This is a genomic window from Amycolatopsis alba DSM 44262 (assembly GCF_000384215.1).
GTDB classification, from domain to species: Bacteria; Actinomycetota; Actinomycetes; order Mycobacteriales; family Pseudonocardiaceae; genus Amycolatopsis; species Amycolatopsis alba.
Genome location: NZ_KB913032.1, coordinates 8725356 through 8750706, shown reverse-complemented (window position 1 = coordinate 8750706; position 25351 = coordinate 8725356). Strand labels below are relative to the sequence as shown.

At 68.8% G+C, this 25351-nt stretch carries 24 protein-coding genes and 1 pseudogene; 14 read left to right on the top strand and 11 right to left on the bottom strand.

The window, feature by feature from the left end:
• Positions 1–24 precede the first annotated feature (24 nt).
• A complete protein-coding gene (locus AMYAL_RS0140505; RefSeq protein WP_020637026.1) occupies positions 25–3150 on the bottom strand; it encodes an ATP-binding protein in 3126 nt (1041 codons plus the stop codon).
• Between the two features lie 256 nt (positions 3151–3406).
• On the opposite strand from AMYAL_RS0140505, the gene AMYAL_RS0140500 reads away from it, so the two are divergent.
• On the top strand, positions 3407–4681 hold the full coding sequence (locus tag AMYAL_RS0140500) for a cytochrome P450 (protein ID WP_026467846.1): 1275 nt from the start codon (positions 3407–3409) through the stop codon (positions 4679–4681).
• 3 nt (positions 4682–4684) lie between these two features.
• Here AMYAL_RS0140500 and AMYAL_RS0140495 read toward each other — a convergent pair whose 3' ends face one another.
• A complete protein-coding gene (locus AMYAL_RS0140495; protein ID WP_020637024.1) occupies positions 4685–5311 on the bottom strand; it encodes an alpha-ketoglutarate-dependent dioxygenase AlkB in 627 nt (208 codons plus the stop codon).
• 105 nt (positions 5312–5416) lie between these two features.
• Between AMYAL_RS0140495 and AMYAL_RS0140490 the strand changes: the two genes are divergently transcribed.
• Entirely contained in the window at positions 5417–6682 is a 1266-nt protein-coding gene (locus AMYAL_RS0140490) for a DUF3100 domain-containing protein (protein WP_020637023.1), read from the top strand.
• Here the strand turns inward: AMYAL_RS0140490 and AMYAL_RS0140485 are convergent.
• Positions 6639–7229, bottom strand: a complete 591-nt coding sequence (locus AMYAL_RS0140485; RefSeq protein WP_020637022.1) for an ASCH domain-containing protein — start codon at positions 7227–7229, stop codon at positions 6639–6641. The two genes, AMYAL_RS0140490 and AMYAL_RS0140485, sit on opposite strands and share 44 nt — an antisense overlap.
• A 135-nt stretch (positions 7230–7364) precedes the next feature.
• Here AMYAL_RS0140485 and AMYAL_RS0140480 point away from each other — a divergent pair, with 135 nt between their 5' ends.
• Positions 7365–7970, top strand: coding sequence for a LamG domain-containing protein (locus AMYAL_RS0140480; RefSeq protein ID WP_039794868.1), 606 nt, complete (start codon positions 7365–7367; stop codon positions 7968–7970).
• A 7-nt stretch (positions 7971–7977) separates the two neighbouring features.
• Here the strand turns inward: AMYAL_RS0140480 and AMYAL_RS0140475 are convergent, their stop codons facing one another.
• Both AMYAL_RS0140475 and AMYAL_RS48945 read right to left on the bottom strand, forming a co-directional pair.
• Positions 7978–8913, bottom strand: a complete 936-nt coding sequence (locus AMYAL_RS0140475; RefSeq protein WP_020637019.1) for an RluA family pseudouridine synthase — start codon at positions 8911–8913, stop codon at positions 7978–7980.
• A gap of 30 nt (positions 8914–8943) precedes the next feature.
• Positions 8944–9773 (bottom strand): annotated as a pseudogene (locus AMYAL_RS48945) (IS5 family transposase).
• A gap of 193 nt (positions 9774–9966) precedes the next feature.
• On the opposite strand from AMYAL_RS48945, the gene AMYAL_RS47420 reads away from it, so the two are divergent.
• Positions 9967–11037 (top strand): hypothetical protein, encoded by a 1071-nt coding sequence (locus AMYAL_RS47420; protein ID WP_245193330.1) that lies wholly within the window; start codon positions 9967–9969, stop codon positions 11035–11037.
• A gap of 103 nt (positions 11038–11140) precedes the next feature.
• On the opposite strand, the gene AMYAL_RS0140455 is transcribed toward AMYAL_RS47420, so the two are convergent.
• The gene (locus AMYAL_RS0140455) at positions 11141–11539 is read right to left on the bottom strand and encodes a DUF5313 domain-containing protein (RefSeq protein ID WP_020637017.1); all 399 of its coding nucleotides are present in this window, start codon (positions 11537–11539) and stop codon (positions 11141–11143) included.
• A 114-nt stretch (positions 11540–11653) separates the two neighbouring features.
• Here AMYAL_RS0140455 and AMYAL_RS0140450 point away from each other — a divergent pair, with 114 nt between their 5' ends.
• Positions 11654–12097: a MarR family winged helix-turn-helix transcriptional regulator gene (locus AMYAL_RS0140450; RefSeq protein ID WP_020637016.1), complete on the top strand. Its 444-nt coding sequence runs from the start codon at positions 11654–11656 to the stop codon at positions 12095–12097.
• A 100-nt stretch (positions 12098–12197) separates the two neighbouring features.
• Positions 12198–12629 (top strand): DUF6292 family protein, encoded by a 432-nt coding sequence (locus AMYAL_RS0140445; protein WP_020637015.1) that lies wholly within the window; start codon positions 12198–12200, stop codon positions 12627–12629.
• Positions 12630–12632: 3 nt separating this feature from the next.
• Here the strand turns inward: AMYAL_RS0140445 and AMYAL_RS0140440 are convergent, their stop codons facing one another.
• Positions 12633–13379, bottom strand: coding sequence for a thioesterase II family protein (locus AMYAL_RS0140440; RefSeq protein WP_020637014.1), 747 nt, complete (start codon positions 13377–13379; stop codon positions 12633–12635).
• Positions 13380–13538: 159 nt separating this feature from the next.
• Here AMYAL_RS0140440 and AMYAL_RS0140435 point away from each other — a divergent pair, with 159 nt between their 5' ends.
• Complete coding sequence (locus tag AMYAL_RS0140435) at positions 13539–14429, top strand: TIGR03854 family LLM class F420-dependent oxidoreductase (protein ID WP_020637013.1); 891 nt, start codon at positions 13539–13541, stop codon at positions 14427–14429.
• A gap of 5 nt (positions 14430–14434) precedes the next feature.
• Here AMYAL_RS0140435 and AMYAL_RS0140430 read toward each other — a convergent pair whose 3' ends face one another.
• Entirely contained in the window at positions 14435–15955 is a 1521-nt protein-coding gene (locus AMYAL_RS0140430) for an MDR family MFS transporter (RefSeq protein ID WP_020637012.1), read from the bottom strand.
• Positions 15956–16066: 111 nt separating this feature from the next.
• Here AMYAL_RS0140430 and AMYAL_RS0140425 point away from each other — a divergent pair, with 111 nt between their 5' ends.
• From AMYAL_RS0140425 to ligD, 3 genes are read left to right on the top strand one after another with little or no spacing between them, the layout of a single operon-like run.
• Positions 16067–17218 (top strand): DUF1015 family protein, encoded by a 1152-nt coding sequence (locus AMYAL_RS0140425; protein WP_020637011.1) that lies wholly within the window; start codon positions 16067–16069, stop codon positions 17216–17218.
• A gap of 39 nt (positions 17219–17257) precedes the next feature.
• Positions 17258–18337 carry an ATP-dependent DNA ligase gene (locus tag AMYAL_RS0140420; RefSeq protein ID WP_020637010.1) on the top strand — a complete coding sequence of 360 codons (1080 nt, stop codon included), beginning with the start codon at positions 17258–17260 and terminating at the stop codon, positions 18335–18337.
• Positions 18334–19335 carry a non-homologous end-joining DNA ligase gene (gene ligD, locus AMYAL_RS0140415; protein WP_020637009.1) on the top strand — a complete coding sequence of 334 codons (1002 nt, stop codon included), beginning with the start codon at positions 18334–18336 and terminating at the stop codon, positions 19333–19335. The genes AMYAL_RS0140420 and ligD overlap by 4 nt, the downstream gene beginning before the upstream one ends.
• A gap of 44 nt (positions 19336–19379) precedes the next feature.
• Here ligD and AMYAL_RS0140410 read toward each other — a convergent pair whose 3' ends face one another.
• Together AMYAL_RS0140410 and AMYAL_RS0140405 are read right to left on the bottom strand one after the other, a co-directional pair.
• Positions 19380–19646, bottom strand: a complete 267-nt coding sequence (locus tag AMYAL_RS0140410) for a hypothetical protein (protein WP_020637008.1) — start codon at positions 19644–19646, stop codon at positions 19380–19382.
• 104 nt (positions 19647–19750) lie between these two features.
• Complete coding sequence (locus AMYAL_RS0140405; protein WP_020637007.1) at positions 19751–20767, bottom strand: CobW family GTP-binding protein; 1017 nt, start codon at positions 20765–20767, stop codon at positions 19751–19753.
• 375 nt (positions 20768–21142) lie between these two features.
• Here AMYAL_RS0140405 and AMYAL_RS0140400 point away from each other — a divergent pair, with 375 nt between their 5' ends.
• From AMYAL_RS0140400 to AMYAL_RS0140385, 4 genes are all read left to right on the top strand, one after another.
• Positions 21143–22351: a nitric oxide synthase oxygenase gene (locus AMYAL_RS0140400; protein ID WP_020637006.1), complete on the top strand. Its 1209-nt coding sequence runs from the start codon at positions 21143–21145 to the stop codon at positions 22349–22351.
• Positions 22352–22439: 88 nt separating this feature from the next.
• On the top strand, positions 22440–22946 hold the full coding sequence (locus AMYAL_RS0140395) for a flavodoxin domain-containing protein (RefSeq protein ID WP_020637005.1): 507 nt from the start codon (positions 22440–22442) through the stop codon (positions 22944–22946).
• A gap of 39 nt (positions 22947–22985) precedes the next feature.
• Positions 22986–23255 (top strand): DUF1905 domain-containing protein, encoded by a 270-nt coding sequence (locus tag AMYAL_RS0140390; protein WP_020637004.1) that lies wholly within the window; start codon positions 22986–22988, stop codon positions 23253–23255.
• Positions 23256–23723, top strand: coding sequence for a hypothetical protein (locus tag AMYAL_RS0140385; protein WP_020637003.1), 468 nt, complete (start codon positions 23256–23258; stop codon positions 23721–23723).
• A gap of 110 nt (positions 23724–23833) precedes the next feature.
• Here AMYAL_RS0140385 and AMYAL_RS0140380 read toward each other — a convergent pair whose 3' ends face one another.
• Positions 23834–25339 carry a sialidase family protein gene (locus AMYAL_RS0140380; protein WP_020637002.1) on the bottom strand — a complete coding sequence of 502 codons (1506 nt, stop codon included), beginning with the start codon at positions 25337–25339 and terminating at the stop codon, positions 23834–23836.
• Between the last annotated feature and the right edge of the window lie 12 nt (positions 25340–25351).

The following is a 25351-nucleotide window of genomic DNA, read 5'->3' as shown; positions in this document are numbered from 1 at the left end:
GGGGTGACAAGGTCCCCTGGCGGCTCACAGCCGCCAGGGGACCTTGTCTTCCGGCGCGTAGCGGCACGAAGACCCGGTGGTGACCGACGCGCGCAGGTGCGTGGCCAGCGCCGGATGCTGTTCGTCGAGTTTGCGCAGGGTGTCCCGGATCCGGGCGGTCACCGTCTTGCGGGCGCGTTCGGCCTCGTCGCCGAGCCGCCGGGTGCGGCCGCCGAGCCCGGCGGCGGACCGCAGCTCCGCCAGCAGCGCGTCCCGCTCGCGGTCCAGCGCCGCGGCACGGGCGTCCTGGCCCAGCTCCGTCGCGGTGTCGATCAGCTCGTCGAGCTGGTCCAGCCTCGTGCGATACCGGGCTTTCGCCTCGTCGTCGAGGACGGCGTCCCCGCCGAGGCTCTTCGCGGCGACGACCACCTCGCCGCCCGCGGGGTCGAGCAACCGCACTGCCGTCACTTCCGAACCCGGCCTGCCGAGCAGGAAATGCAGATCCCGCAAGCCTTTCGAATCCGGAAGGTGCGTTGTGACGCCGTCGAAGCGCAGAGTCCACACGGCATCGTCGCGACGGAACTCGGCCGTGGGCGCGGCAGGCGCACGGGTGTCCTTCCGGGTCCGGGCCACCCTGTTCACGACCTGCCGCATGCCGAGCGCACCGGCCTCTCTGTCCACTTCGGACAGTAAAACCGCCGCGGCCGACGCGTCGCCTTCGAGGTTCCGGCCGAGCAAAGCCTTGGCCAGCCAGGATTTGGCTTCCGCTGCCCAAGCCGCGGCCCGCAGCCGCTCGGCCGACCGCACGGCGTCACGCAGTCTTTCCGCGGCGTCGTTCCAGCGTTCCTGCGCGAGATCGAGCCTGCCGAGCCAGAGATCGACCGGGCCGCCGGTTTCGCAGCCGTACAGCGAGACCAGCCACTCCCCGCTGTAGGAAACCAGGAGCGAGCGGGCGGCATCGCAGCGTTCCGGGTCGGCGGAGACCGCCGCGGTCTGCGCCTGGCAGCGCAGCCACATCGCCTCGAGGTCGCGTGGATACGGCTTCCCGCCTGCGGCGAGATCGGTGAGCCGTACGGCTTCCCCCGCGTCCTCGGCCTGCGCGGCGGTGATCGCCTCCAGTATCCGGTGATAGGAGTAGCCGACGTGAGTCATCTCCCGGTGCAGCCCCGCGAGGTCGTCGAACCGGCCCTCCAGGCACCAGCGGGACCAGAGCTGCAGCTGCCTGACATCGCAGAAGAACGGGTGCCCCTCGTCGGCCCGGCTGTCGAACGCCCGCTGGAGGTGGCCCTCGGCTTCGTCGAATCGCCCCTGGATGGTCGCGATGATGCACTGGTCGATCATGGACGCCAGATGGGAACTCGGCACCCGGCCGTTCTCCGTCATGGCGATGAAGTCCTGGTATTGCTCGAGATAGCGCGGATCGCCTTGTTCCAGCTGCGCCACCCACTTGAACGACGACGCGAAATGCTCCAGTTCCGCGTTCGCCGTGCGGCGCCCGACCGCGATCAGCTCGTCGGTGAGCCGTTCCCGTTCGGCGGCGGTGCCGGGGCCCCAGATCGCGTCGTGCCGGGCCCACAGCCCGAACAGCAGCGCGGAGTCGTCCTGATCGTCGCGGGCGGTCATCATGATGCGCGCCGTCAGGTCCTGCGTCATCTCCTCGACGGAGAGGGCCGCGCCGGGTTCCCGGTGGCAGAGCCGCCGGTGCGCCTCGGTGAGCAGCGCGGTGGTCTCCTCGACCCGCAGTGCCTTGTGGTCGGCCCGGATCAGGGTCAGCGCGAGCCGGGCGAGCAGATCGTCGTCGTCGAGTTCACGGATGAGCGCCGACGCCGTGTCGAGGGCCTCGCGGCCCTCCTCGGTGTCGTGGTGACGGGTGAGGTGCGCGCCCAGTTCGAGTGCGATGACCGCCCGGCGGCGGGGATCCTCGACGATCTCCATCGCCCGCCGGTAGTGCCCGGCGGTCTCCTCGACGGCCATCCGGCCGGTGGCGTCCATCGCCGCGGCCAGCAGCAGGTCGGCGGCCTCGTCCGGATCGAGCTCCGGGCCGGCGAGCAGCGCGTGGCGGGCCTTGTCGGCGGGGAAGAGCCGGTCCGCCGACTTCCGTGTCTCCCGGACCGCCGCGACCACCGTGGCGTGCTGTTTCCGTCTGTCCGCTTCGGACAGGCTCGCGTACAGGGTTTCGCGGACGAGGTCGTGGGCGAAGGTGAACCGGCCTTGTCCGTGCACCACGGCCAGCCGGGCCGCGACGGCCTGGTCGAGCAGCCTGTCCACCTGGGGCACGGGTGCCGACGCCACGCCCGCGAGCAGTCTGCGGTGAAACTCCCTGCCGAGTACGGACGCGATGGTCAGCAGATCGAGAACCGGTTGGGGGAGCAGGGAAAGCCGACGTTGCAACGCGTCGGCCACCCCCGGCGCGATGGTCTCGGCGGAGCCTCCGCTGCGCCAGAGCCTCGCTGTCTGCTCGACGAAGAACGGGTTGCCGCCGGTGCGGCGATGGACCTCGGCGACCAGCTCGTCGTCGGGCTCCGCGCCCGCCGTCCTGGCCATGAGCGTGCCGACCTCGTCCGGCTCGAGCCCGGTGAGAGTGACCGAAGTGGCCTTCGCGAGCAACGGCAGCATGAGCGACCGAAGCGGGTGATCGGTCGTCTCGACCTCGACGTCGCGGTACGTGCCGATCAGCAGCAGCCGTTCGAACCAGGTGTGCTGCGCGGCGAACTCGAGCAGCCGCAGCGAAGCGGCGTCGGCCCAGTGCAGATCGTCGAGCACCACCACGATCGGCTGTTCCTGCGAGGCGGCCACCAGCGCACTCGTCACCGCGTCGTACAGCCGGAACCCGTCCGCCGCGCCGTCGCCGCGGGTCTCGCCGAGCAGGACATCCAGTTCGTTGTCGGCCATCGCGGCCCAGCGCCCCTGCCCGACGGCGCGCCGCAGCCCGCGCACCACCTGCGTCCACGGCCAGTAGCCCGGCGCGCTCGACGAGTCCCAGCAGGACCCGTTGAGCACCAGGGCGCCGAGGCGTTTCGCGGCCTCGGCGGCGCCGGTGACGAGCGTGGTCTTGCCGATCCCGGCCTCGCCGGTGACCAGCACCAGCCCGCCGTGGCTTTCGGCGGCACGGGCGATCTCCGCGCGGAGCACGCCCGCGGGATGGTCACGTCCGATGAGTGAGGGTGACATGTCCGAATCCTCCCAGCAGGGTCCGACAATCTCACGACGTCCGCCGGATGTCAGGCGTTACCTCTCGTCCGTCGTGACCTACCGTGATCGACGTCTCGTGGTCAGGGGGAACCTGCGGCGGCCCGAATCCGACTTTCTGGACGTGACGAATCGAGTGGGACGGCGGGTGAACAGCCGTCGAAATTCGGCCCCGGCCGGGCGAACACGGCCTGTTGTGCCAGGTCAGGTGGTCGGCGGCTGGAGTAGGGTGCGGAGTATGGGGAGCATTCGCTCGCGCGTGCTGGCGTGGATCGGCCGCCGCTACCTCGCGCGTCAGCAGAAAAACGGTTTCGACCTGTCCAAGATGTCGATCATCCCGGACAACCTCCTGACGCCGCTGAAGCGGGACGGTCTCGACCCGGTCGCCGAGCTGGGCCGGGTCCGCGCGGAGGAGCCGATCAGCAAGCTGGACCTGCCGTTCGGCATGAGCGGCTGGCTGGTCACCGGCTACGACGAGGCCAAGGCCGTGCTCGGCAAGGTGACCGAGTTCAGCAGTGACTTCACGAACCTGGTCGGGAACGCGGGCGTGACCGAGGACCAGAACCCCGGCGGCCTCGGGTTCGCCGACCCTCCGGTGCACACCAGGCTGCGGCGGCTGCTCACGCCGGAGTTCACCATGCGGCGGCTGTCACGGCTGGCGCCGCGGATCGACGAGATCGTCGCCGACCAGCTCGACGCGATGGCGAAGACGGACGGCCCCGTCGACCTGTGGGAGGCCTTCGCCCTGCCGATCCCGTCGCTGACCATCTGCGAATTGCTGGGCGTCCCGTACGAGGACCGCGACGACTTCCAGCGGCTGAGCACCGCGCGCTTCGATCTCTTCGGCGGCGCCGGCGCGTCACTCGGCGCGATGACGGAGTCACTGTCCTACCTGGACGACATCGTCAAGAAGCAGCGCGAGAACCCCGGCGACGGCCTGCTCGGCATGCTCATCAAGGAGCACGGCGACGAGATCGACGACCGCGAACTGGCCGGACTCGCCGACGGTGTGCTCACCGGCGGGCTGGAGACCACGGCGAGCATGCTCGCGCTCGGCGCCCTCGTGCTGCTGAAGGACCGTTCGCTGTTCGAGACCGTCCGCGGTGACGACGACGCCGTCCACAAGTTCGTCGAGGAACTGCTGCGGTACCTGACGGTCGTGCAGATGGCCTTCCCGCGCTTCGCCAAGGAGGACATGGAGGTCGCCGGCGTCCGGATCGCGAAGGGCGACATCGTGCTGTGCTCGCTCAGCGTCGCGAACCGCGACGGTGTCCTCGGCGAAGACATGGAGAAGTTCGACGCGACCCGCGAGCCGACGTCGCACCTCGCCTTCGGCTGGGGCATCCACCGGTGCATCGGTGCCGAACTGGCCAGGATGGAGCTGCGCACCGCGTATCCCGCGCTGGTGCGCCGGTTCCCGGAGATGCGGCTGGCGATCGAACCGGACGAGGTCGGCTTCCGGAAGGTCTCGATCGTCTACGGCGTCGACGCGCTGCCCGTGCTGCTGGATTAGTTCTCAGGCGACTCCTCTCGGCCGGAACTGGATGCTGATCCTCGGCCCGACGGGTTTGGCTGTCTTGGGAATGGCGTGTTCCCAGGTGCGCTGGCAGCTGCCGCCCATGACGATCAGGTCGCCGTGGCCGAGGGCGTGCCGGATCGTCTCGCCACCGCCACGCGGGCGCAGCGCCAGGTGCCGGGCGGCGCCGACCGAGACGATCGCGACCATGGTGTCCTCGGTGCGGGAACGGCCGGTGTCGTCTCCGTGCCAGGCGACGCTGTCGCGCCCGTCCCGGTAGAAGCACAGACCTGAGGTCACGAACGGCTCGCCGAGCTCGTCCGCGTAATGCGCCGAGAGCCTCTCCCGTGCCTCGGTGAGGAGCGGGTGGGGCAGCGGGCTGTTCTCGCGGTAGTAGCTCAGCAGCCGGGGAACGGCGACGACACGGTCGTACATCTGCCGTCGTTCGGCTTGCCAGGGCACGTCTTCGGCGAGCCGGGTGAACAGTTCGTCCGCTCCGGCGAGCCAGCCCGGCAGCACGTCGATCCAGGCGCCACGGGTCAGCTCGGTGCGCCGCAGCCCGCCGAGCGAGCCGAGCCCGAGGGCGGCGCACTCGTCGAACAGTGAGGCTTGCAGGGCGGGGGTCATGGCAACCGAACTTACCCCGTATTCGATCATTTGTCGAACGCGTGTTCGAGTAGTCTTCGCGGATGGATCTTCGCTACGGTGGGTTCCAGGGGGCTGACAACGGCTATGGCCAGACCATCGAACGCCAAGATCGGGACAAGGGTCGCCATCGCGGTGACCACGCTGTGTGTGCTGGTCACCGTGGGAACGGTGTACGCGGGCGCGCTGGAGCTACGGATCGGTTCGTTCACACTCGTCCTGCTGCCGCTTTTCTTCGCTTTCGTGATCACGGTCGCCGTCAATCTGGCGCTGTCCTGGCGGCGGCCCGACACGGCCGCGCTGGTCTGGTCCTTCGCCGGGAAGATCCTCCAACTGCTGACGGTGGTCTTCGTGGTGCGAGCCGGGGTCGTGCTGGGCGCGGCGCTTCCGACGATCGTCGAGGCCGGACCAGCGATCCTCGTGCAGAGCCTCGGAAAGGCCGGGACGGTGCTGCTGGCCTTCCCGGCGGCGCTGCTGCTCGGCTTCGGCCGCGCGAGCATCGGCGCCACCTTCTCCATCGGCCGCGAACCCAGCATCGCGCTGGTGACCGAACGGTACGGCGTCTCCGGGCCGGAAGGCTCCGGCGTTCTCGCGACCTACATCTGCGGCACGCTGTTCGGGTCCTTGTTCTTCTCGGCACTCGCGGGCGTCGGCTCGGCGATTCCGTTGTTCAGTTCGACGGCACTGGCGATGGCCTGCGGGGTCGGCAGCGGAGGCATGACGATCTCGTGCGCGGGTTCACTGGCGCACGGTTCCCGTGACCTGCCCCAGGACGAGATTCTCGCGCTCGCGACGGCCAGCGATGTACTGACCTACGTCACCACCGTGCTGCTGGGCGCCTTCGTCGTTCTTCCGGTGCTGGAGCGGCTGTACCGTTCGCCTTCCGCCGTGCGGAATCGGCTGGGATCCGGGGACCCGGCCGAGGCGAAGGCGCCCGTCGTGGCCTCCCGGCTGGTGGCAGGCTCGGCCGTGACCGTGCTGGTCCTCGTCACCTCGGGATGGCAGGCGGTGCCGGGGGCGTCGGTGCTGCTCGTCCTTGCCTTCGGGGTGCGGATCCTCGGCAGCCGGACCGGCCGGTTCGTGCCGACGGTGCTCTGGGCGGCGCTCGTCGGTGCCGCATTGGCCGTTCCAGGGCTGCCGTGGTCGGCGGTCATGCTGCGGACCATGTCCGCCGTCGACCTGCTGACAGTGGCCACCGCGGTGCTCGGCTGCGTGGGTCTGTGCGTGACCATCCGGCAGCTGAAGATCCTGCGGACCCTGAGCTGGCGCGCGGTCGTCGTCACCCTTCTCGTTTTCGCCGGTTCCTTCTTCAGCTCGGCCCTGCTGGCCCAGGCCGTCCTGTCCCTCGGCTGAGCCGGAGATAGGCCGCGCCGCGCGGGGAGATCCGGTAGCCGACTTCGAGGCTGTGGGTCAGGCCGAGGTTCTTGAGTTTGCGGATGTCGACCTTCAGCGGTTCCTTCTCGCGGCCGAGGAGATCGGCGAGTTCCTGTGCCCGGCGGCCGGGGTTGCCCGCGATTTGCCGCAAGGTCTCGTGGGTCCACGGGCGGCGTCTGTCCAGCTTGGACAATCGGTCGCGGATGGCCTCGAAGTCCTTTTCGGACAGTTCGGTTTCCGCGCTGAGCGCCCGCCGGGGATCGGGACCGAGGTAGAGCAGGCGGATGCGGTACACCGGGGCGTCCGCGGGGCCGCGCAGGGTCCCGCGGACCGCGTTCGCCGAGTCCGCCCCGGAACGGAGGGCGTCGGCGTCGGTGATGGTGGCGGGGTCGACGATCTCGACCGAGTCGACCTCGATCACCCCGGCTTCCAGGCGCAGGACGTCGCCCGGCCGGACGTTCTGTTTCGACCAGCGCCGGAAGACCAGGTCGATCGTCCCGGCCGCCAGTCCTTCGAGGACCGTCATGGAGAGGATCATCGTCGTTACCCAATCAGCGGGACGCCGGAGCGTCAACGTCTTGTCCGATGACGGTTCGTGCTCGTACAGTCGCAGCCTGGTCCTGGTCTGGACCACCGCCGCCCTGAGTGTGCAGGAGGCAGGATGCGGAGACGACTTCGGACCGCCGGGGTGGTCGCGGCGGCCGTCCTCGGCCTGATGGCGTCGGCGATGCCGGCGAACGCCCAGGTCGGAACCGGGCCGTGGACGGCGGAGAGCCCCTCGTTCAGCGTCCAGGAACGCGGGTGCGGCAAGGTCGGCGGGCTCGACTTCGAGTTGACCTGCTCCACCGGGAGCGGCGACCAGCGGGCGGAACGGCGCTACGTGACCTACACCGGCGGGACCCGGCAGTTCGAGGGCTCGTTCCGGATCACCAGCATGGCGGGCACGCGGATCAGCCTGAAACAGACCTTCCGCGACGCGCCGACCGCCGGACCGTACTTCATGCTCGCGGTCGAACGCGGCGGGCGGCTTTACGCGGTCCACGGCGGGGAGACCCTGGGAAGCGGGGCGACGGTCGGGACGTCGGTGCGGGTCAACACCGTGCACCAGGTCGGGAGCACGCACAAGGTGTACATCAACGGTTCGCTGAAGCAGACCGTGAGCAGCAGCAGCGGCAGCTACTACGACAAGTTCGGGGCCTACCGGACGGCCAGCGGCGCCGGACCGGTCAAGGTGACGTGGAGCGGGATCAAGTTCTGGCGGAAGTGAACCGGTGTCACGGACCTCGGCGCCACGCGTCGAGGTCCGTCCACGCATCGAGAGTCCGCCTGCTTTCGAACCGGCGGCGTTCCCCGGTCACCGGATCGGTGAACTCGAGGACCTTCGCCAGCAGCTGCAAGGGTTCGGTGAAGTCGTCGAGCGGGGTCTCGGTCAGCTCCGGGTAGAAGTCGTCGCCGAGAATCGGCAACCCGAGGCCGCTCATGTGCAGCCTGAGCTGATGGGTGCGGCCGGTCGCGGGGAGCAGGCGGTAGCGGCCGAGGCCGTCGCGGTGCTCGATCAGTTCGACGCGGGTTTCGGCGTTGGGCGGCCCGTCGACCTCCTGCGCGGCGATGACCCCGCGTTCCTTGACGATGCGGCTGCTGATCTCACGCGGCATCGCGAGCTCGGGATCGTAGCGCGCGATCGCCTCGTATTCCTTGTGTACCAAGCGGTCCCGGAACATCGTCTGGTACCTGCCGCGGACTTCGGGGGTGATCACGAACAGGATGAGTCCCGCGGTGACCCGGTCGAGCCGGTGCGCCGGGGTGAGCCGCGGGAGATCGAGTTCGCGGCGGAGGCGGACCAGCGCCGTCTGCAGAATGTGCCGTCCGCGCGGGATGGTCGCGAGGAAATGCGGTTTGTCGGCGATCAGGAAATGCTCGTCGCGGTGCAGGACGGAAATCTCGAACGGGACCTCGACCTCGTCGGGCAGGTCGCGATGGAACCAGATGAACGAGTCCGGCACGAACGGCGAGTCGACGCCCAGCGGCCCGTCCAGTCCGACGATGCGGTCCTCGCGGAGCATCTCCGCGATCCGCTCGGGCGCGACACGGGGGAGCCGCTCGACGAGGTGTTCCCGCAACGTCGTCCACGGTCCCTCGGCGGGCATCTTGAGCCTCGCGGGGTCGAGCCCGTGCCGGGGCGGGAGCGGCGGGCGGAGCTTGCGTCTCATCACCGCGCACTCTAGGGCGTGTCCTGTAAGTCATTGGAGCCAGAGCATGATCGCGGCGATGGTGAGTTCGGCCTGGTAGTAGGCGGCGCGTTTGGCGTAGCGGGTGGCCAGGTCGCGGAACTGTTTGAGCCGGTTGAAGCACCGTTCGACCACGTTGCGCTGCTTATAGACCTCGGCGTCGAACGCTGGTGGTCGCCCGCCGCTGCGGCCTTTGGCTGCGCGGCGGGCGACCTGGTCGTCCCGTTCCGGACTGACGAACCTGATCCGCCGGTCTCGCATCGCCCGGCGGGTTGACGGATGCGAATACGCCTTGTCCGCGATCACCGTCTCCGGTCGGCAGCGTGGCCGGCCGGGACCGATCCGGGCGACGGTGATGCCGTCCAGCAGCGGAACCAGCTCCGGGTTGTCTCCGGCTTGGCCGGGGGTGAGCAGGAACCGCATCGGCAGGCCTCGTCCGTCGACGGCGAGATGGATCTTGGTGCTCAGCCCGCCACGGGACCGCCCGAGTCCTTCCCCATCGAGGGCGAGGGCTTCGATTCCGTCGCTGCGTCCCCCTTTTTCCGGGCGCCGGCGGAATGCTGATGCGCCCGAACCACGCTCGAGTCGACGGAAACGATCCACTCGAGGTCGCCGACGGCGTCGTCCTTGACGATCACCCGGTCGAGAATCCGGTCCCAGGTGCCGTCCTTGGTCCACAACCGCAGCCGTTCATGCGCCGTCTTCCAAGGCCCGTAACGATCAGGCAGGTCACGCCAGGGCGCTCCAGTGCGCAACTTCCACAGGATCGCGTTGATGACCTGGCGATGATCCCGCCACCGCCGCCCACCACCTTGCTGAGGCGGCAGCAACGGCTCGATCACCGCCCATGCCTTATCCGTCAACTCACCACGACCAACCACGACCGCAATCCAACCGAACCCCAGCTAGATCACTTACAGGACACGCCCTAGCCGCGACGGCTCATCCGGCCCGGTCGCGGGCGGCCGTCAGGCGGGGCGGGTGCGCGGCGGCGGTGTTGCGAAAGCCACTTTCGCAACCTTCAACGTTGCGAAAGTGGCTTTCGCAACGTGCGGAGAGTTATCCAACGCGCAGAGAGTTATCCACAGTGGGGCTGGTGTGGCGAGTTGTCCACAGTTCGGCGGAAGGCGCTGGCGCGCGACTGTTCGAAACGGTGACGATCATGACGTGAAATCCGGAGAGTGGGCCCGTGATCCCGAGTGGCTCTATCGGCACAGCCGTGGTGGTGTGATCACTGTCGCCCGGCTCGGGGAACTCGGTGTTCCGTCCATGACCTGTTATCGACGATGTCGTCCGGGAAAGCCGTGGCAAAGGCTGCTGCCGGGAGTCTTGCTGCTGCACTCCGGGACGCCGACGCGACGGCAGCTGGTCGATGCCGCACTCTTGTACGCGGGGCCGGACGCGGTGGTGACAGGAGCTGCTTCCTGCCGACGGCAGGGGCTGCGAGCGTTGCCGGACCATCCTTTCCGAGTCCACCTGCTTGTTCCGCTCGAACACAAGATAGGCGGTTCCGGGCATGTGATCGTCGAACGGACGATCCGGATGCCGCAGCCGATCGTCGAGGCGGGAGTGCCGATGGCCCCCTTGGTTCGATCGGTTCTCGACGAAAGCCGTCGACTTGGCTCCCGGCGGGACGTTTCGTCTCTGCTTTCCGACGCGGTCCAGTGCGGTGTGAGTCTCTCGGAGTTGTTCGCCGAACTCGATGCCGGAAGCAGCCGTGGCACCGCGATCCCGCGCGAAGCACTGCATCGGATCGCCGACGGAGCCAGGTCGGCCGCGGAGGTCGACGCGATGACGGTGTGGAGGACGAGCGGTCTGCCGGAACCTCTGTGGAATCACGAACTGCGGGACGAAAACGGTGAGTACATCGCGACTCCCGATGGCTACTTCGTTGCCGCGCGACTGGCCTGGGAGATCGATTCGTACGACTTCCATTTCGGCAAGCAGCAGTACGCCGCGACAGTGGCGAGAAACGCCAGGTATGCGGCCGCTGGCATCGCGGTTCTCCAGACTTTGCCCAGCCGCTTGCGAACGGAACCGAAACGTGTTGCCGACGAACTCGTCGCGGTCCACCAGGCCGCCCTTGCCCGAAGCGGGGCAGCCTGACCGGCCGCTGCGGGCGTTGCGAAAGCCACTTTCGCAACCTTCAACGTTGCGAAAGTGGCTTTCGCAACATCGGATCAGCGGCGGCACCGCGAAGGGGCGGGCGTCAGGCGCCCGCCTGGTCGCGATAGCGCGCGAGATACCGCTCGGTGACGTCCGCTTCCGCGAGCGCGGTGGCCTCCGCGCGGGTCCGGCGGCCGATGCCCGGCGGGAAGCCGTTCTTGGTGAGCCGGTGCTCGATGCTCTCCTCCATGTAGGCCATCGAATAGAAGTACGCCACGAGCGCGGCCATCAGCACGATCGCCAGCCGCAGGGGGAGCGGGCCGGGCAGGAGCAGCCACACCGCGCACAGCGGGGCGATCATGACGGTGCTGCGGGCGACGTGCCGCCGTCGCCAGCTTCCGGTGGTCGCGTCGTGGAGGATCCAGTCGTGATACCGCTCGGGCAGCCTGCCGCCGAGTGAGTACCACAGCCAGCGGAACACGTCCGGGCGCTTGCGGGGCATCGGGCGACTCCTTCCGTCGATGACCGTCACAGTACACTAATGATTAGCACGCTAATCATTAGTGTCGCGCACGCCACGGCTAGGATTCGCGGCATGGACACGGAGGGGCCGGAGATGAAGTCGATCGATCTGGGCGAGGATCCGCTCGCGTTGGAGCGTCAGGTGTGTTTCGCGCTGTCGGTCGCTTCGCGCAGCGTCATCGCCATCTATCGCCCGCTGCTGGAGCCCCACGGGCTCACCCATCCGCAGTACCTGGTCATGCTGGCGCTGTGGGAGCGGGGCCCGCAGGCGGTGAAGGACCTGAGCATCGCTCTGCGCGCCGAACCCGCGACGCTGTCACCGCTGCTCAAGCGGCTGGAGACGATCGGCTACGTCACCCGGCGGCGCAGCGCCGAAGACGAGCGGCTGCTGACGGTCGAGCTGACGGAATCCGGTCGCGCGTTGCGCGCGGAGGCGGAAAAGATCCCGTACCGCGTCGTGGAGAAGCTCGGAATGGAGGTCTCCGAGCTGGAGGCGCTGCACAAGGCCCTGACCCGAGTCATCGAAGCCACGGCTTGAGCGAACCGAAACCGGGGCGTGACGAAATGGGGGTGTGAAGCCGCGCAGGGGTGGGTAATTCCCGTCACGCCAACTCAAAATGACAGGAAGCTGAGGGACCGTGACCACCTCGACGCCCGTGCCCACGGAAGCAGGTCTGGATCTCATGACCAGGCTGAACGCCTATCTGGAGGACGTGGCCACGGCACTGGGGATACGGATGGATTCGTGCACGGCGGACCTCACCGGCCCGGTCACCGCCCGGATGAGGCTGAACTGGCGCCTTCCCGGCTTCCCCGAACGCGACGTCGACCTGATGTGGCACGAAGAGCACGGCTGGTCCGCCGCCGTGGCGACGCACGCGGACGACGACCACCATGTCGTCGTCGCGTACCTCGGCGGCCGGACGGTGGCTTCGCAGCCGCGGCTGGTGGCCCGGTTCGCCGAAACCCTGCGCACCGGTGAGCACCAGGACTGCTGGCCCGGTGCGCCGACACTGCGCACCGCCGGCGGATCGTCCGCGCTGGCCAAGGAACTTTCCGCCTGGGCCTGACGCTCAGGGGCTGACGGTGAGCCTGCCGAGGATGCGCGCGGAGACGGCGTCCAGATTGTCGTCGAGGAAGAAGTGCCCGCCCTCGAACACCTCCGTCTCGAACGGGCCGGAGGTGTGCTCGCGCCAGTTTTCGATGTCCGGCAGGTCCAGGACCGGGTCCGCGTTCCCGGCGAGCGCCACGACCGGGCAGGTCACGTCGGGACCGGGCCGGTAGCGGTAGCTCTCGACGGCCTTGTAGTCGCCGCGCAACGCGGGCAACGCGAGGGCCCGGATGTCCGGGTCGTCGAAGATCGACGGGTCCGTGCCGCCGAGCCTGCTGACCTCGGCGAGGAAGGTGTCGTCGTCGGCCAGATGGTGCGCTTTCTCCTTGAGCACGTCCGGGCCGCGGCGGGCCGAGACGAACAGCGCCGCCGGAACGAGGCCACGCGCTTCGAGCAGCCGGGCGACCTCGAACGCGACGATGGCGCCCATGCTGTGGCCGAAGAGGGCGAAAGGCTTGGGAAGCGCGGAAACGATGTCCGCCAGCCGCTCGGAGAGGGTGTGCAGATCGTCGATGATCGGCTCGCCCATGCGGTCCTGCCGCCCTGGGTACTGGGTGGTGTGCACCTCGACGGTGGGCGAGAGAGCCGCCGAAAACGCCCGGTACGCGCTCGCCGAGCCGCCGGCGTGCGGGAAGGCGACGAGCCGCATCTCGGCCGCGGGTGCCGGATGGAAGCACCGTGTCCAGCTGAGGAGATCCTGCCCTGCCATCGAAAAATCCCCCATTCCGTGCGGGAACGGCCCGCACGACACCCGAATGTACGGGGAATTCGCGGGAAGAGTCCATGGGTGTGCGGGGTTGTTCACGCCGGGGCCGGATGTGAACACTGGACACCGGCCCGTGTCCAGGCCCGATGGAAGGGAACGAGTGTGGCGGAGGAACTGAAGATCAGGGTCGGCGCGGGGCTGGGGACCGGGACCGCGCCCGAGGCGTTCGGCGCCGCTGTCGACCTGCTGGAGCAGGCGGGCGTCGATTCGCTCTGGCTGCCCGAGGCGGTGTACTCGCCCAGGATCGACCCGGTCGTCGGGCTGACGCACGCGCTCGCCCGCACCTCGAAGCTGAAGGTCGGCACCGGCGTGCTGGTGCTGCCCGGCCGTGACCCGGTGCTCGTCGCCAAACAGCTCGCCTCACTCGCCGCGCTCGCGCCGAAAAGGGTCCTCCCGGTCTTCGGCCTGAAGCCCGCCCGAGACGCGGAACTGCCGCTTTTCCCGGTGCCGCAAGGCCGCCGCGCCGCGGTGTTCGACGAGTCGTTGCTCCTGATCAAGGCGCTGCTGGAACAGGAAGAGGTGACCTTCGACGGTGAGTTCTTCCGCGTCGAGGGCGTGAGCCTCGGCATGCGCCCGGTCAACCGGCTCGACGTCTGGCTCGGTGGGAAGGCACCCGGCGCGTTGCGGCGGATCGGCAGGCTCGCGGACGGCTGGCTGGCCAGTTTCCTCACCCCGGAGGAGGCGCGTGCCGGCCCTGAGGCGATCCAGAAGGCCGCCGCCGAGGCGGACCGGGAGATCGAGGCCGACCACTTCGGGATCAGCCTCGTCGTCGCCGAGGACGGGATCCCGGACGCGCTCGCGGCCTCGATCGCGGCACGGTCCGACGCGGACCCGTCCCGCCTGATCGCGGGCAGCTGGAAGGCCGCCCGCGACCTGATCGCCGAGCACATCGACGCCGGGCTGAGCAAGTTCGTGCTGTACCCGGCGGGTCCGGAACCGATCGAGCGGTTCGTCGAGAACTTCGTCGAACACGCCGTCCCGCTGCAGAACTAGCGGAACTAGTCGAACTTCAGCTCTTCGGTCCGCCGCGGCATCAGCAGCAGCGCGCCGACGCTGAGCACGGCGACCACCAGCATCGCCAGGAAGACGTGGTGCGTGGCGCCCGCGAGGGCGTCCCGCACGAACGTCGTCGTCGGGGTGTCCGGGCCGTTGCCTCCCAGGACGACGCTGGTCGCGTCGACACCGGACGGCAGGCCGGAGACCCCGGCGGGCGGGTTGGCGAACCGGCTCGCCAGCGTGGCGTTCGCGATCGCGCCGAACATCGCCACACCGACCGCGCTGCCCAGTGAACGGCTGAACATGTTGGTCGCGGTGACGACGCCGCGGCGTTCCCAGCCGATGGTGGACTGCACGGCGATCAGCGTCGGGCTCGACGTCAGGCCCAGCCCCAGTCCGAGAACGAACGCGGCTGAGGCCGCCAGCCAGATCGACGACCCCGCCGCGAGGAACACCGTGAGCCCCGCACCCGCGATGACGGCCCCGCTGCCGATCAGCGCGGTGTCCCGGAACCCGATCCGCATGTAGATCCGGCCTGCCAGCGACGCCGAGATCGGCCAGCCCACGGTCAGCGCCGCCAGTGCGAATCCTGCGACGAGCGCGCCGGTTCCGAGCACGCCCTGGGAGAAGGTCGGCAGGTACGAGGTGAGGCCCATCAGCAGCATGCCGACGACGACGGCGACCAGGTTCCCGCCGATCAAGGTCCGTTTGGTGAAGATCCACAGCGGCAGCACCGGTTCCTCGGCCCGGCGTTCCACGAACACGAACGCGGTCAGCAGGAGCACCGCGCCGGCGAAGATCGCCAGGCTCGGCGCGGACGCCCAGCCCCAGGCGACCCCGCCTTCCAGCAGGCCGAGGATCAGCAGTGAGCAGCCGAGGGTGAGCAGCGTGGCGCCGAGGTAGTCGATGCGGTGCGAGCGGCGTTCGACGCGTTCCCGGAAGTTCCGGAACAGCATCCACGCGGCCAGCGCGCCGAGCGGCAGGTTGATGAAGAAGATCCAGCGCCAGTCGAGGTACTCGGCGAAGACGCCGCCCAGCGTCGGCCCGACCACCGACGAGATGGCCCAGACACTGGCGAGGTAGCCCTGCACCCTGGCGCGTTCCTCGACGGTGTACATGTCGCCGACCATGGTCAGCGCGATCGGCTGGATGGCACCCGCGCCGATGCCCTGCACCGCGCGGGCGGCGATCAGCACCGGCATGCTCCAGGCCGCGCCGCAGAGCACCGAGCCCAGCAGGAACGCCGCGATCCCGAAGAACATCACCGGCCGCCTGCCGAGCACGTCGGCGAACTTGCCGTACAGCGGGACGGTGACCGCCTGGGTCAGCAGGTAGATCGAGAACAGCCAGGGGAACTGGGAGAACCCGCCCAGGTCGGCGACCACCGAGGGCACCGCCGTCGCGATGATGGTCGAGTCCAGTGCGATCAGGCCGGAACACAGCATCACGGCGATCAGGACGGGACCGCGTTCCGAACGGAAACCGACCCCTTCCTTCGCGGCGACCGGGGCCGGGGTGGTCATCTGCGGTGCTCTCCTCGGGCTCATGAAGGGCGTCAACTACTTCGCATGGGTAAGCATTCCATGGAGACACCCGGTCATGGGACCGATTTTTTCCGTGAGGTTTCCCGCAAAATGGATCGGATGAGCACCTGGATCCGCCCGATCGACCGTGGCTGGGTAGTCCGCGACACCGTCCCCGGACCCGACGTCGACGAGTTCGCCGACCCGGACCGGGTCGCCGCCGCGCTCGCCGGGGCGCGCGGGGACAGCCTGCTGGCGGTCCAGCATCCGGCGAGGACCCCGGCCGCGCTGGCAGGCCGCCTCTCGATGGAGGAGGCGTTGCCGCAGGCCAGAGCGACTTTCGAACGGATCCGGGAGCAGCACTATCGCCCGGTCGCCGCTGTCGTCGCGCCGTATCGCATCGACGGGCCGGACGGCGTCGCACTGGGCGTGCTGTGCCTCGTCGACCCCGCGGCGGTCCGGGCCGACGGCGTGACCAGGGTCCGGCACACCGAGGACGTCTATCCGGACGTCGTCGCGGAGCGGGCCGCGATGCTCGCCGGACTCGGCGTCGCCACGAGCGCCGCCATGCTGGTCCCCGCGACCGGCGGCCGCGCGCTGACCACGCTGATCGAGCGGATCTGCCGGGGGCAGGTGCCCGCCTTGTCCACAGTGGACGGAATGGGCCGCAAGCACGAGCTGTGGCTCACCGGTCCCGGCGACGGCCAGCACGAACTGCTGGCGACCCTTGACGAGCTGGATCTCCTGGTCGCGGACGGAAATCATCGGGTCGCGGCCGCCGCCGCGTCGGGGCGGGGCGCGTTGCTGGCGCTGGTCACCGGGGGACCGGGGCTGCGGATCGGGCCCATCCACCGGGTGCTCGCCGGTACCGGTCTCGACGCGGCGACGCTGGTCCGGCGCTGGACGGAGGCGGGGTTCGAGGTCCATCCCGGCCCCCTGGGGCCGCCTGCCGAACCGGGAGAGGTGACCGTGCTGGCGGGCGCGTCGGCCTACCGGGTCGTGCTCGGCAAAGCGGGCGGTGACCACGCCGTGGTGGAGCAGGAGCTGATCCGCGAGGCGCTCGGCGTCGACCCGGAGGGGCCGTGCGTCCGCCCGCTGCTTCCGGGCGTCCCGGTGCCCGAGGACGCGGACGCGGTGGTGCTGCTGGCCCCGGTCCCGTACGCGGAGGTGCTCGCCGTGCACGCGGCCGGGTCACGGATGCCGAGGAAGGCCACTTATTTCACGCCGAAACCGCGCAGCGGGCTCCTGCTGGCCGAGCTCTGACGTCGCGCTTTTGTCGGTGGTCCGGCTTAGGATCACCTCGTGGAACTGCCCGTGATGCCACCCGTCAAGCCGATGCTGGCCAAGGCCGTGCACGAACTGCCGCGCACGCCGGGGCTGCTCTACGAGCCGAAGTGGGACGGCTTTCGGTGCGTGGTCTTCCGCGACGGTGACGAGGTCGTGCTGGGCTCGCGTAACGACCGGCCGCTGACGAGGTACTTCCCCGAACTGGTCGAGCTGCTCAAGGAGGCGTTGCCCGAGCGCTGTGTCGTCGACGGCGAGATCGTGCTGGTCACCGAGGGAGGGCTCGACTTCGAGGCGCTTCAGCTGCGCTTGCACCCGGCGGCGTCACGGGTGAACAAACTGGCCGCGGAGACGCCGGCGAGTTTCGTGGTGTTCGACCTGCTCGCCATCGAAGACCGGGATCTGACGCCGGAACCGTTCGGGGAGCGGCGGAAGCTGCTCGAAAGCGTCATCAACACGAAGTTCGCCCGTGTGCACCTCACCCCGCTCTCCGAGGATCCCGAGGTCGCGCAGGACTGGTTCACCAGGTTCGAGGGCGCCGGTTTCGACGGCGTGATGGCCAAACCGGCGGACGCGCCGTACGAACAGGACAAGCGGGTGATGTGGAAGGTCAAGCACCAGCGGACCGCGGACTGCGTCGTCGCCGGATTCCGGTGGCACAAGGACGGCGTCGGCGTCGGGTCGCTGCTGCTCGGGCTCCACAACGACGAAGGCGTCCTGCATCATGTGGGCGTGGCCAGCAGTTTCACCGCCGCGAGACGTCGTGAGCTGGTGGACGAGCTCGCGCCGCTGCGGGAGAACGCGCTGGAGAACCATCCCTGGCGCGAGTGGGCCGAGGCCCATGAGGAGGCGGGCGGCCGCATGCCGGGAGCGGGGAGCCGATGGGCGCCGCAGAAGGATCTGAGCTGGGAGCCGGTCCGCGTCGAATGGGTCGCCGAAGTCCGCTACGAGCACGTCGAAGGCACGCGGTTCCGCCACGGCGGCAGGCTGGTGCGGTTCCGGCCGGACCGTGAACCGGCCTCGTGCACGTACGCGCAACTCGAAGAGGTCCCGCCCGCCGAGCTGGCCACCCTGTTCACCGAGCTGGGGGAAGCATGAAGTCGGAACCGGTCACGCTGGACCTCGACGGCGTCGAGTTCACGGTGTCCAATCCGGGCAAGGTCTACTTCCCGGAGAACGGCGAGACCAAACTGGACCTGGTCGAGTACTACCGCTCGGTTTCGGGGCCGCTGCTGGCGCAACTCGGCGGCAGGCCCCTGTTGCTGGAGCGCTATCCCGACGGCGCCGGCGGGAAGTCGTGGTTCCAGAAGAGGGTCCCGAAGAACGCGCCCGGCTGGCTGACCACGACGGTGGTGTCCACTCCGAACGGGACCACCTCGGACGCGCTCGTGGCGAAGGACCTCGCGCACGTCATCTGGGCGGTGAACCAGGGCTGTCTCGGTTTCCACGTATGGCCGAACAGGGCCGCCGCGCCGGACATCAGCGATCAGCTCCGCGTCGACCTCGATCCGTCGCCGGGGATCGGGTTCCCTGAATTGCGGCGCGGCGCGGTCCTGACGAAGGCACTGCTCGATGAACTGGGCATCACCTCGCAGATCAAGACTTCGGGCTCACGCGGCCTGCACCTCTACGTGCCGCTGGAACCGAAATGGGACGGCTACGAGGTCCGCGCGGCCGCTGTCGCGCTCGCCCGCGAACTCGAGCGCCGCCACCCGGAGGAGATGACGGCGCAGTGGTGGAAGGAAGAACGCGGGTCACGGGTGTTCGTCGACTTCAACCAGAACGCGCCGCACAAGACGGTGTTCGGCGCGTGGTGTGTGCGGCCGCGCGTCGGCGGGCAGGTGTCGACGCCGATCGGCTGGGACGAACTGGAGACCGTCGAGCCGGACAAGCTGACGTTGTCCACCGTGCCCGCCCGCCTCGCCGAACGCGGAGACCCTTGGGCGGGCACGAAACCACAGTCGATCGAGCCGCTACTGGAGATGTCCCGGAAGGACATGGCGAACGGGCTCATGGACGCGCCTTGGCCGCCCGTCTACCCGAAGATGCCGAACGAGCCGCCTCGGGTGGCGCCTAGTAGAGCGAAGAAGGATTAAGGAGGCGCTTTCGGGAGGCTCGCTTTTAGTCCTCTGGATGCGGGTCAGAGCGGCAGGTCGAACGCGAGTTGCGTGTTCACGGCGGGCTCGGCCTTGCGGGTGGAGCGGTGGCCCGGCAGGGTCGCGGCGCAGCGCGGGCACGGGGCGACGTCGGTGCCGGTGAGGTCCACCGGCGTCCACATCCGGGATTCCTTGTCCCCGCAGGCGGAACGCCGGTAACGGAGGTCTTCGGAGCGGGTCATCAGATGCGCGGCGGGAGAGTCCTCCGGCAGCGCGCCGACCAGGTACCAGCGTCCGGCGGTGTTCGTCATGGAACTGTCCTCCCGATACAGGTGGTCCAGCTCGAGATTCCTTCCGCGAAACAGTGTCAAGGAGACACGCGGCGATACCCGGTATTTCGGGACTGTTCGGCGTGTCAGTCCTGAATGAAGCGCAGGACGCGCAGCATTCCCCGCTCGTCGGCGACCTCGGGATCGTCCGCGACGCAGTCCTCGAGGCGCGCGGTGACGGCCTCGGCGTCGATTCCCGAACCGATCAGCACGAGTTCGCTCCGGCGCGGCAGTCCGGACGGCCACGCCGACCGTTCCAGCTGGATGAACGAGCCCACCGTGTGCAGGCCGAACCGGGACCGCGGGCCGTTCGGGCCGAAGTCGAGGAAGCCCTTGATCCGGTAGAGCCCGCCGGGGCGTTGTTCGAGGAAGTCCATCAGCCGCCGCGGATCCAGCGGCCGCTCCGCGGTGAAGGCGACGCTGTCGTACGCGGTGTGGAAGTGGTGCTCGTGGTCGTGCTCCTCCTCGCGGAGGTCGTCGAACGACATTTGACCCGCCCGTTCACGCGGGCGGGCGTCGAAGAACAGGGTGGGATCGATCCGGCCGTGGGAGGTCGCGATCACCGGGGTGCCGGGCGCGAGCTCGTCGATCGTGCCGCGCAGCTTGGCCAGCGTGTCCTCGTCGGCCCGGTCGGTCTTGTTGAGCACGACCAGGTCGGCGAACCCGAGGTGCTCGTCCAGTTCCGGATGCCGCTTCCTGGTCGCCTCGAACTCGGCCGCGTCGACGAGTTCGACGAGGCCGCCGTAGGCGATGGCGGGGTTCTCGCTGGCGATCATCAGGCGCATGAGGTCCCGCGGTTCGGCGAGCCCGCTGGCTTCGATCACGATGACGTCGATGCCGGCCTCGGCCTCGGAAAGCTTGGCGAGCATGGCGTCGAGGCCGCTCGCGTCGACGGCGCAGCACAGGCAGCCGTTGCCGAACGACATCATGGTGTCGACCTGGCCGGAGACGGCCATCGCGTCGACCGCGATGCTCCCGAAGTCGTTGACCACGACACCGATCCGCGCGCCCTGGCGGTTGGCGAGGAGATGGTTGAGCAGCGTGGTCTTGCCGGAGCCGAGGAAGCCCGCGACCAGGATGACCGGAATCCGCCTGTCGACCACGATTTTCCTTTCCGCCGGAGCTCCCCGCACTCTAGCGATGGCGGGCGCGGGTCAATACACCGGTGTGGGGAAAGAGCATAAGGGCGGACGGTCGAATACACTCGAAAGAGTGATGAATGACGATCATAAAAGTGATCTTGGGTAAGTGTGATCATTTTGCCGAATGCAATTCCGTGAATCTCATGCGAAGTGGTATTCAATTTCAAATATTGTCGCCGTCGGGCTTTCTGCCTGCGGAAATGTCAGCCAGGGCGGGTCTTCTGCCGTTTGGTGGATCGTGCTCGTCTTTCTGTGGGGTATCCTCTTTTGTCTGGTCCGGACCCGGCCTTCTGCCGATCAGGCATGATCCTCCGGGCATTCCCGAGCGCAGGAGGAATGGTGATCGTTCCCGCCGCAGGTGCCGGCGTCGAATTCGGAGAGTGGGAGGCCGAGGTATCGACGGCCTCCATGCAGGTGACGGATATCCCTCGCCTGCCTCCGGAGGCGGGGCCGCGGGGACGGAGCGTGGACGTGGCCGAGGCGGAGGACTTCCTCCGGCTCTTTCACGCCGAGGCGGAAGGCGGGACCGAGGGACTGCACGAGCGGCTCGACCGGGTCCGCGCCGAGATCCACGAGACCGGCACGTACCGGCACACCCCGGCCGAGGTCGAGTTCGGCGCCAGAGTGGCCTGGCGGAACTCCGCCCGGTGCATCGGCAGGCTGTATTGGCAGGGATTGAAAGTGCGGGATCGCCGTGACGTCGAAGGCGCCGAAGCCATCGCCGACGAGTGCGTCACCCATTTGCGTGAGGCGACCCGTGACGGCCGGATCCGGTCGACCATCACCGTGTTCGCGCCGGACGGCCCGGCGGTGCCCGGTCCGAGGATCCACAACGACCAGCTCATCCGGTACGCGGGCTATCGGCTCAGCGACGGCTCGGTGCTGGGCGATCCGCGCCACGCCGACTTCACCGAGACCGTCCGGCAGCACGGCTGGCGCCCACCCGAACGCAAAGGCTCCTTCGACGTCCTCCCGCTGCTCATCGAGGCCGTACCGGGGGACCGGCGGCTGTTCGGGCTGCCGTCGGACGCCGTGCTGGAGGTCCCGCTGTCGCATCCCGACCACCGGTGGTTCGCCGGGCTCGGGCTGCGCTGGCACGCGGTGCCGGCGATCAGCAACATGCGGCTGGTCATCGGCGGCGTCACCTACCCCGCGGCGCCGTTCAACGGCTGGTACCTCGCCACCGAGGTCGGCGCGCGCAACCTGGCCGACGCCGACCGGTACGACCTGTTGCCGGTGATCGCGGATCTGATGGGGCTGTCGACGAAATCGGAGCGCACCCTGTGGCGTGACCGCACGCTGGTCGAGCTGACGCTGGCTGTCCAGCACTCCTTCGACGCGGCGGGCGTGACCGTCGCCGATCACCACACCGAATCGCGGCGGTTCCTCACGCACATCGCCAAGGAAGAACGCGCGGGCCGTCGTTGCCAGGCGGAGTGGAGCTGGATCGTCCCGCCGTTGTCCGGTGGGCAGACGGCGGTGTTCCACCGTTATTACGACGAACCCGATCCGGCCGCGAGACCGGCGTTCCTGCCTCCGGGGTAGGCCACAGACGGGTGAAGAGGTGAGCCGAATGCGGCGTGTCGGTAGACCGGACGGTGGCATGGGTTGCGGCCGCGCGGACAATGGAGGCATGACCGCAGTGCTCGTCGCCCACGCCGGCCGGTCCGGCGGGACAAAGGAGATCGCCGAGGTGATCGTCGCCGAGCTGCGGGAAAGCGGTCTGACGGCCGATCTGCTCGACGCCGCCGAGGTCGAGGACGTCGAATCGTACGGCGCGGTGATCGTGGGGAGCGCGCTGCACCACCGTCGATGGCGCCCGGAGGCGGTGCGCCTGCTCGCCGAGCACGAGGAGGCGCTCCGGAACCGCCCGGTCTGGCTGTTCCACAGCGGGCCCTGCGGGCCGTTCTCCGCGAGCAAACGGGTCAGCCTGCCCGCGGGGGTGGCCCTGCTGGCCGCGAGGATCGACGCCGAGCGCACGGCCACCTTCGGCGGCAGGCTCACCCCGGCCACCGCTCGCGGTCTGCTCTGGAAGATCATGGCCATGGGCCCCTGGGCGGGCGACTTCCGTGACTGGCCGTCGATCCGGGCCTGGGCGCGCGACGTCGGCCGCCGCGTCCGCATCCGTGTCGCACTTTGACGTACCGGTTTCGTCGGTGCCCTGTCGTAAGGTGCTGTCATGAACAAGAAGTTCACATCGACGCTGCTCAAGAGCCCGGAGAAGGGCGGCTGGACGTACGTGGTCATGCCCGGCTCCGCCGAGTTCTTCGGCACCAAGGGGCTGGTGAAGGTGCGCGGGACCATCGACGGACATCCGTTCCGGAGTTCGTTCATGGCGCTGGGCGACGGCACCCACAAGCTCCCGGTGAAGGCCGAGGTGCGCAAGGCGATCGGCAAGGGGGAGGGCGACACCGTGGACGTCGTCCTGCTCGAACGGCTGGAGGGCTGAGTGGCCCGAGAATGGAAACCGTCGCCGGTCATCAAGATCTACGAGGCGCTCGGCGCGGTGGCCGACGGGCGGGTCGAGATCGACGGTGACACGGCGCGCGTCGCGTCGTCGGACAAGGCCAAGACCTACGACGTCCGCCACGATCCGGCCGCGGGGTCGATCACGGCCAACGACAACGGGTCCTACTGGCAGGGCTACCTCGGCTACCCCGGCATCGCGTATTTGCTGGAGCGCGGGGTGATCGCCTACGACAGCGGCCTCGCCGGGGAGCTGGCGGGCGTGCCGTGGAAGGAACTCGCCACGAAGTACCGCAACGACTGGGCGAAGGTCGAGAAGCACGTCCGAGACGATCTTGCGGGCCGGGGTGCGGATCTGGACCGCCTCGATGCCGGGCTCGCGGAGATTTCGGGTCAGCTCGAAAAACTGGAGCTCACGAAACTTTCGCCGAGGCTGCGCCCGCCGAAGTGACTCGCGGCCCTGGGGCACCCCTGGTCGGAAGTCCGTGAAGGACTCTTTGAGGGACTCAGAGTCCCTCAAAGAGCCCTTCACGGACTACTGGGCCATCACGACCCCAGGACTCAGCCGCAGTGTTCCGAGGGGCTGTCGTACTTCGTCCCGTCCGCGGAACCTCCCCACTTCACGCATTTGTCCGCCGCGGCCGCCCGCACCGGTCCGGCGAACCACGAGAACGACCCGGAATCGGTCTTCCGGGAAGACCCGGCGACCTCCAGATAGGCCGAGGTCGCGGTCGCGGTGCCCGCGGACGCGTTCTTCATCGTGCTGACACAGTTCTGCCCGTTGGAAGCGTTGTAGGACAGGTAAACCGTGCCCGCGGTCCCGAGCGGGGCCGAGTCGATCACGCCGTAGCCGCCGCCGCACACCGGGGCGCCGAGGGTCGTTTCGGTGACGGTCGAAAAGCGGATGGTCTCGTTCGCGTTCCCCGCCGGGCCCGCTTCGTACAGCACACCGACCGAACCCGAGGACAGCTGGACCATGTCGGAGTACGCGGCGTCGCCGCTCCACACCAGCGTTCCGGCGGAGTTGCCCTGCCAGTTCGCGCCCTCGTCGAACGAGGACCGGACGACGAGTTCCTTGCGGCGGTCGCAGACCGACGGCGCGGCGAACAGGATCCGGTTGTACTTGCCCGCCTTGTCGGTCGCGGTCATCCGCGCGGTGGACGCCTGCACCACCGGGGTGATCAAGTCCTCCTCGAAGGTGAACTTGGTGGAGAAGCTCGCCCCGCCGTCGGAACTGATGGCGTAGGCGCGGTTCTTCGCACCGCCGCTGAGGCATTTGTTGCCGTTGTTGGCCTGGTTGCGTGCCGCCGTGTAGATCCGGCCGTCGAGCAGTTCGGTGACGCTGATCTCCTGCGGGTTCAGCGTGGCCGACTTCGCCAGGGTTTCGGTGGCGCCGCGCTTCCAGGTGACACCCTGGTCGTCGCTGTAGATGAGCGCGCCGCTGTTCTTGTCGTCGTCGGTGTAGCTCATGCCGGCGACGATGCGGCCGGCGTGCGCGCCGCGCGTCAGCACGATGCCGTGTGATGGACCGGTCGCGAGCCAGCCCGGCGCGGCGTCGAACCCGAGTTGAGTGGTGAGCACCTTCGGCGCGGTCCAGGTCTTGCCGTGGTCGTCGCTGATCGAGACGCGCGGAATCCGGTTGCAGTCGGGGTTCTTGACGCATTCCATCACCGACAGCAGCACGATCCGCCCAGTTGAGGGGATCACGATCGGCGTCGGATTTCCTTTGGTGTCACCGAAACCTTCGATGACGATCTTCGGGGCACTCCAGGTCTTGCCGTTGTCCGCCGACCGCTTGACGACGAGATCGATATCGCCGCTGTCGTTGCAGAAGCTGGCGCCGCCGTTGCGGCCTTCGGCGAACGCGAGCAGTTCGCCGTTGTTCGCCTTGACGACGGCGGGGATTCTGAAGCAGTCGTAACCTTCTGTTTTCTCTCTGTACACCACCGTGTTCCCAACGGCGGCGGTCGCGGCGGGCGCGGCGAGCGAGGTGACCGGGGAGGCGCCGACCGCCGCGAGGGCGACGAGGGCCGCGAACAGGCCCTGTGCGACGCGAGAGATCTTCACGGGAATTGCTCC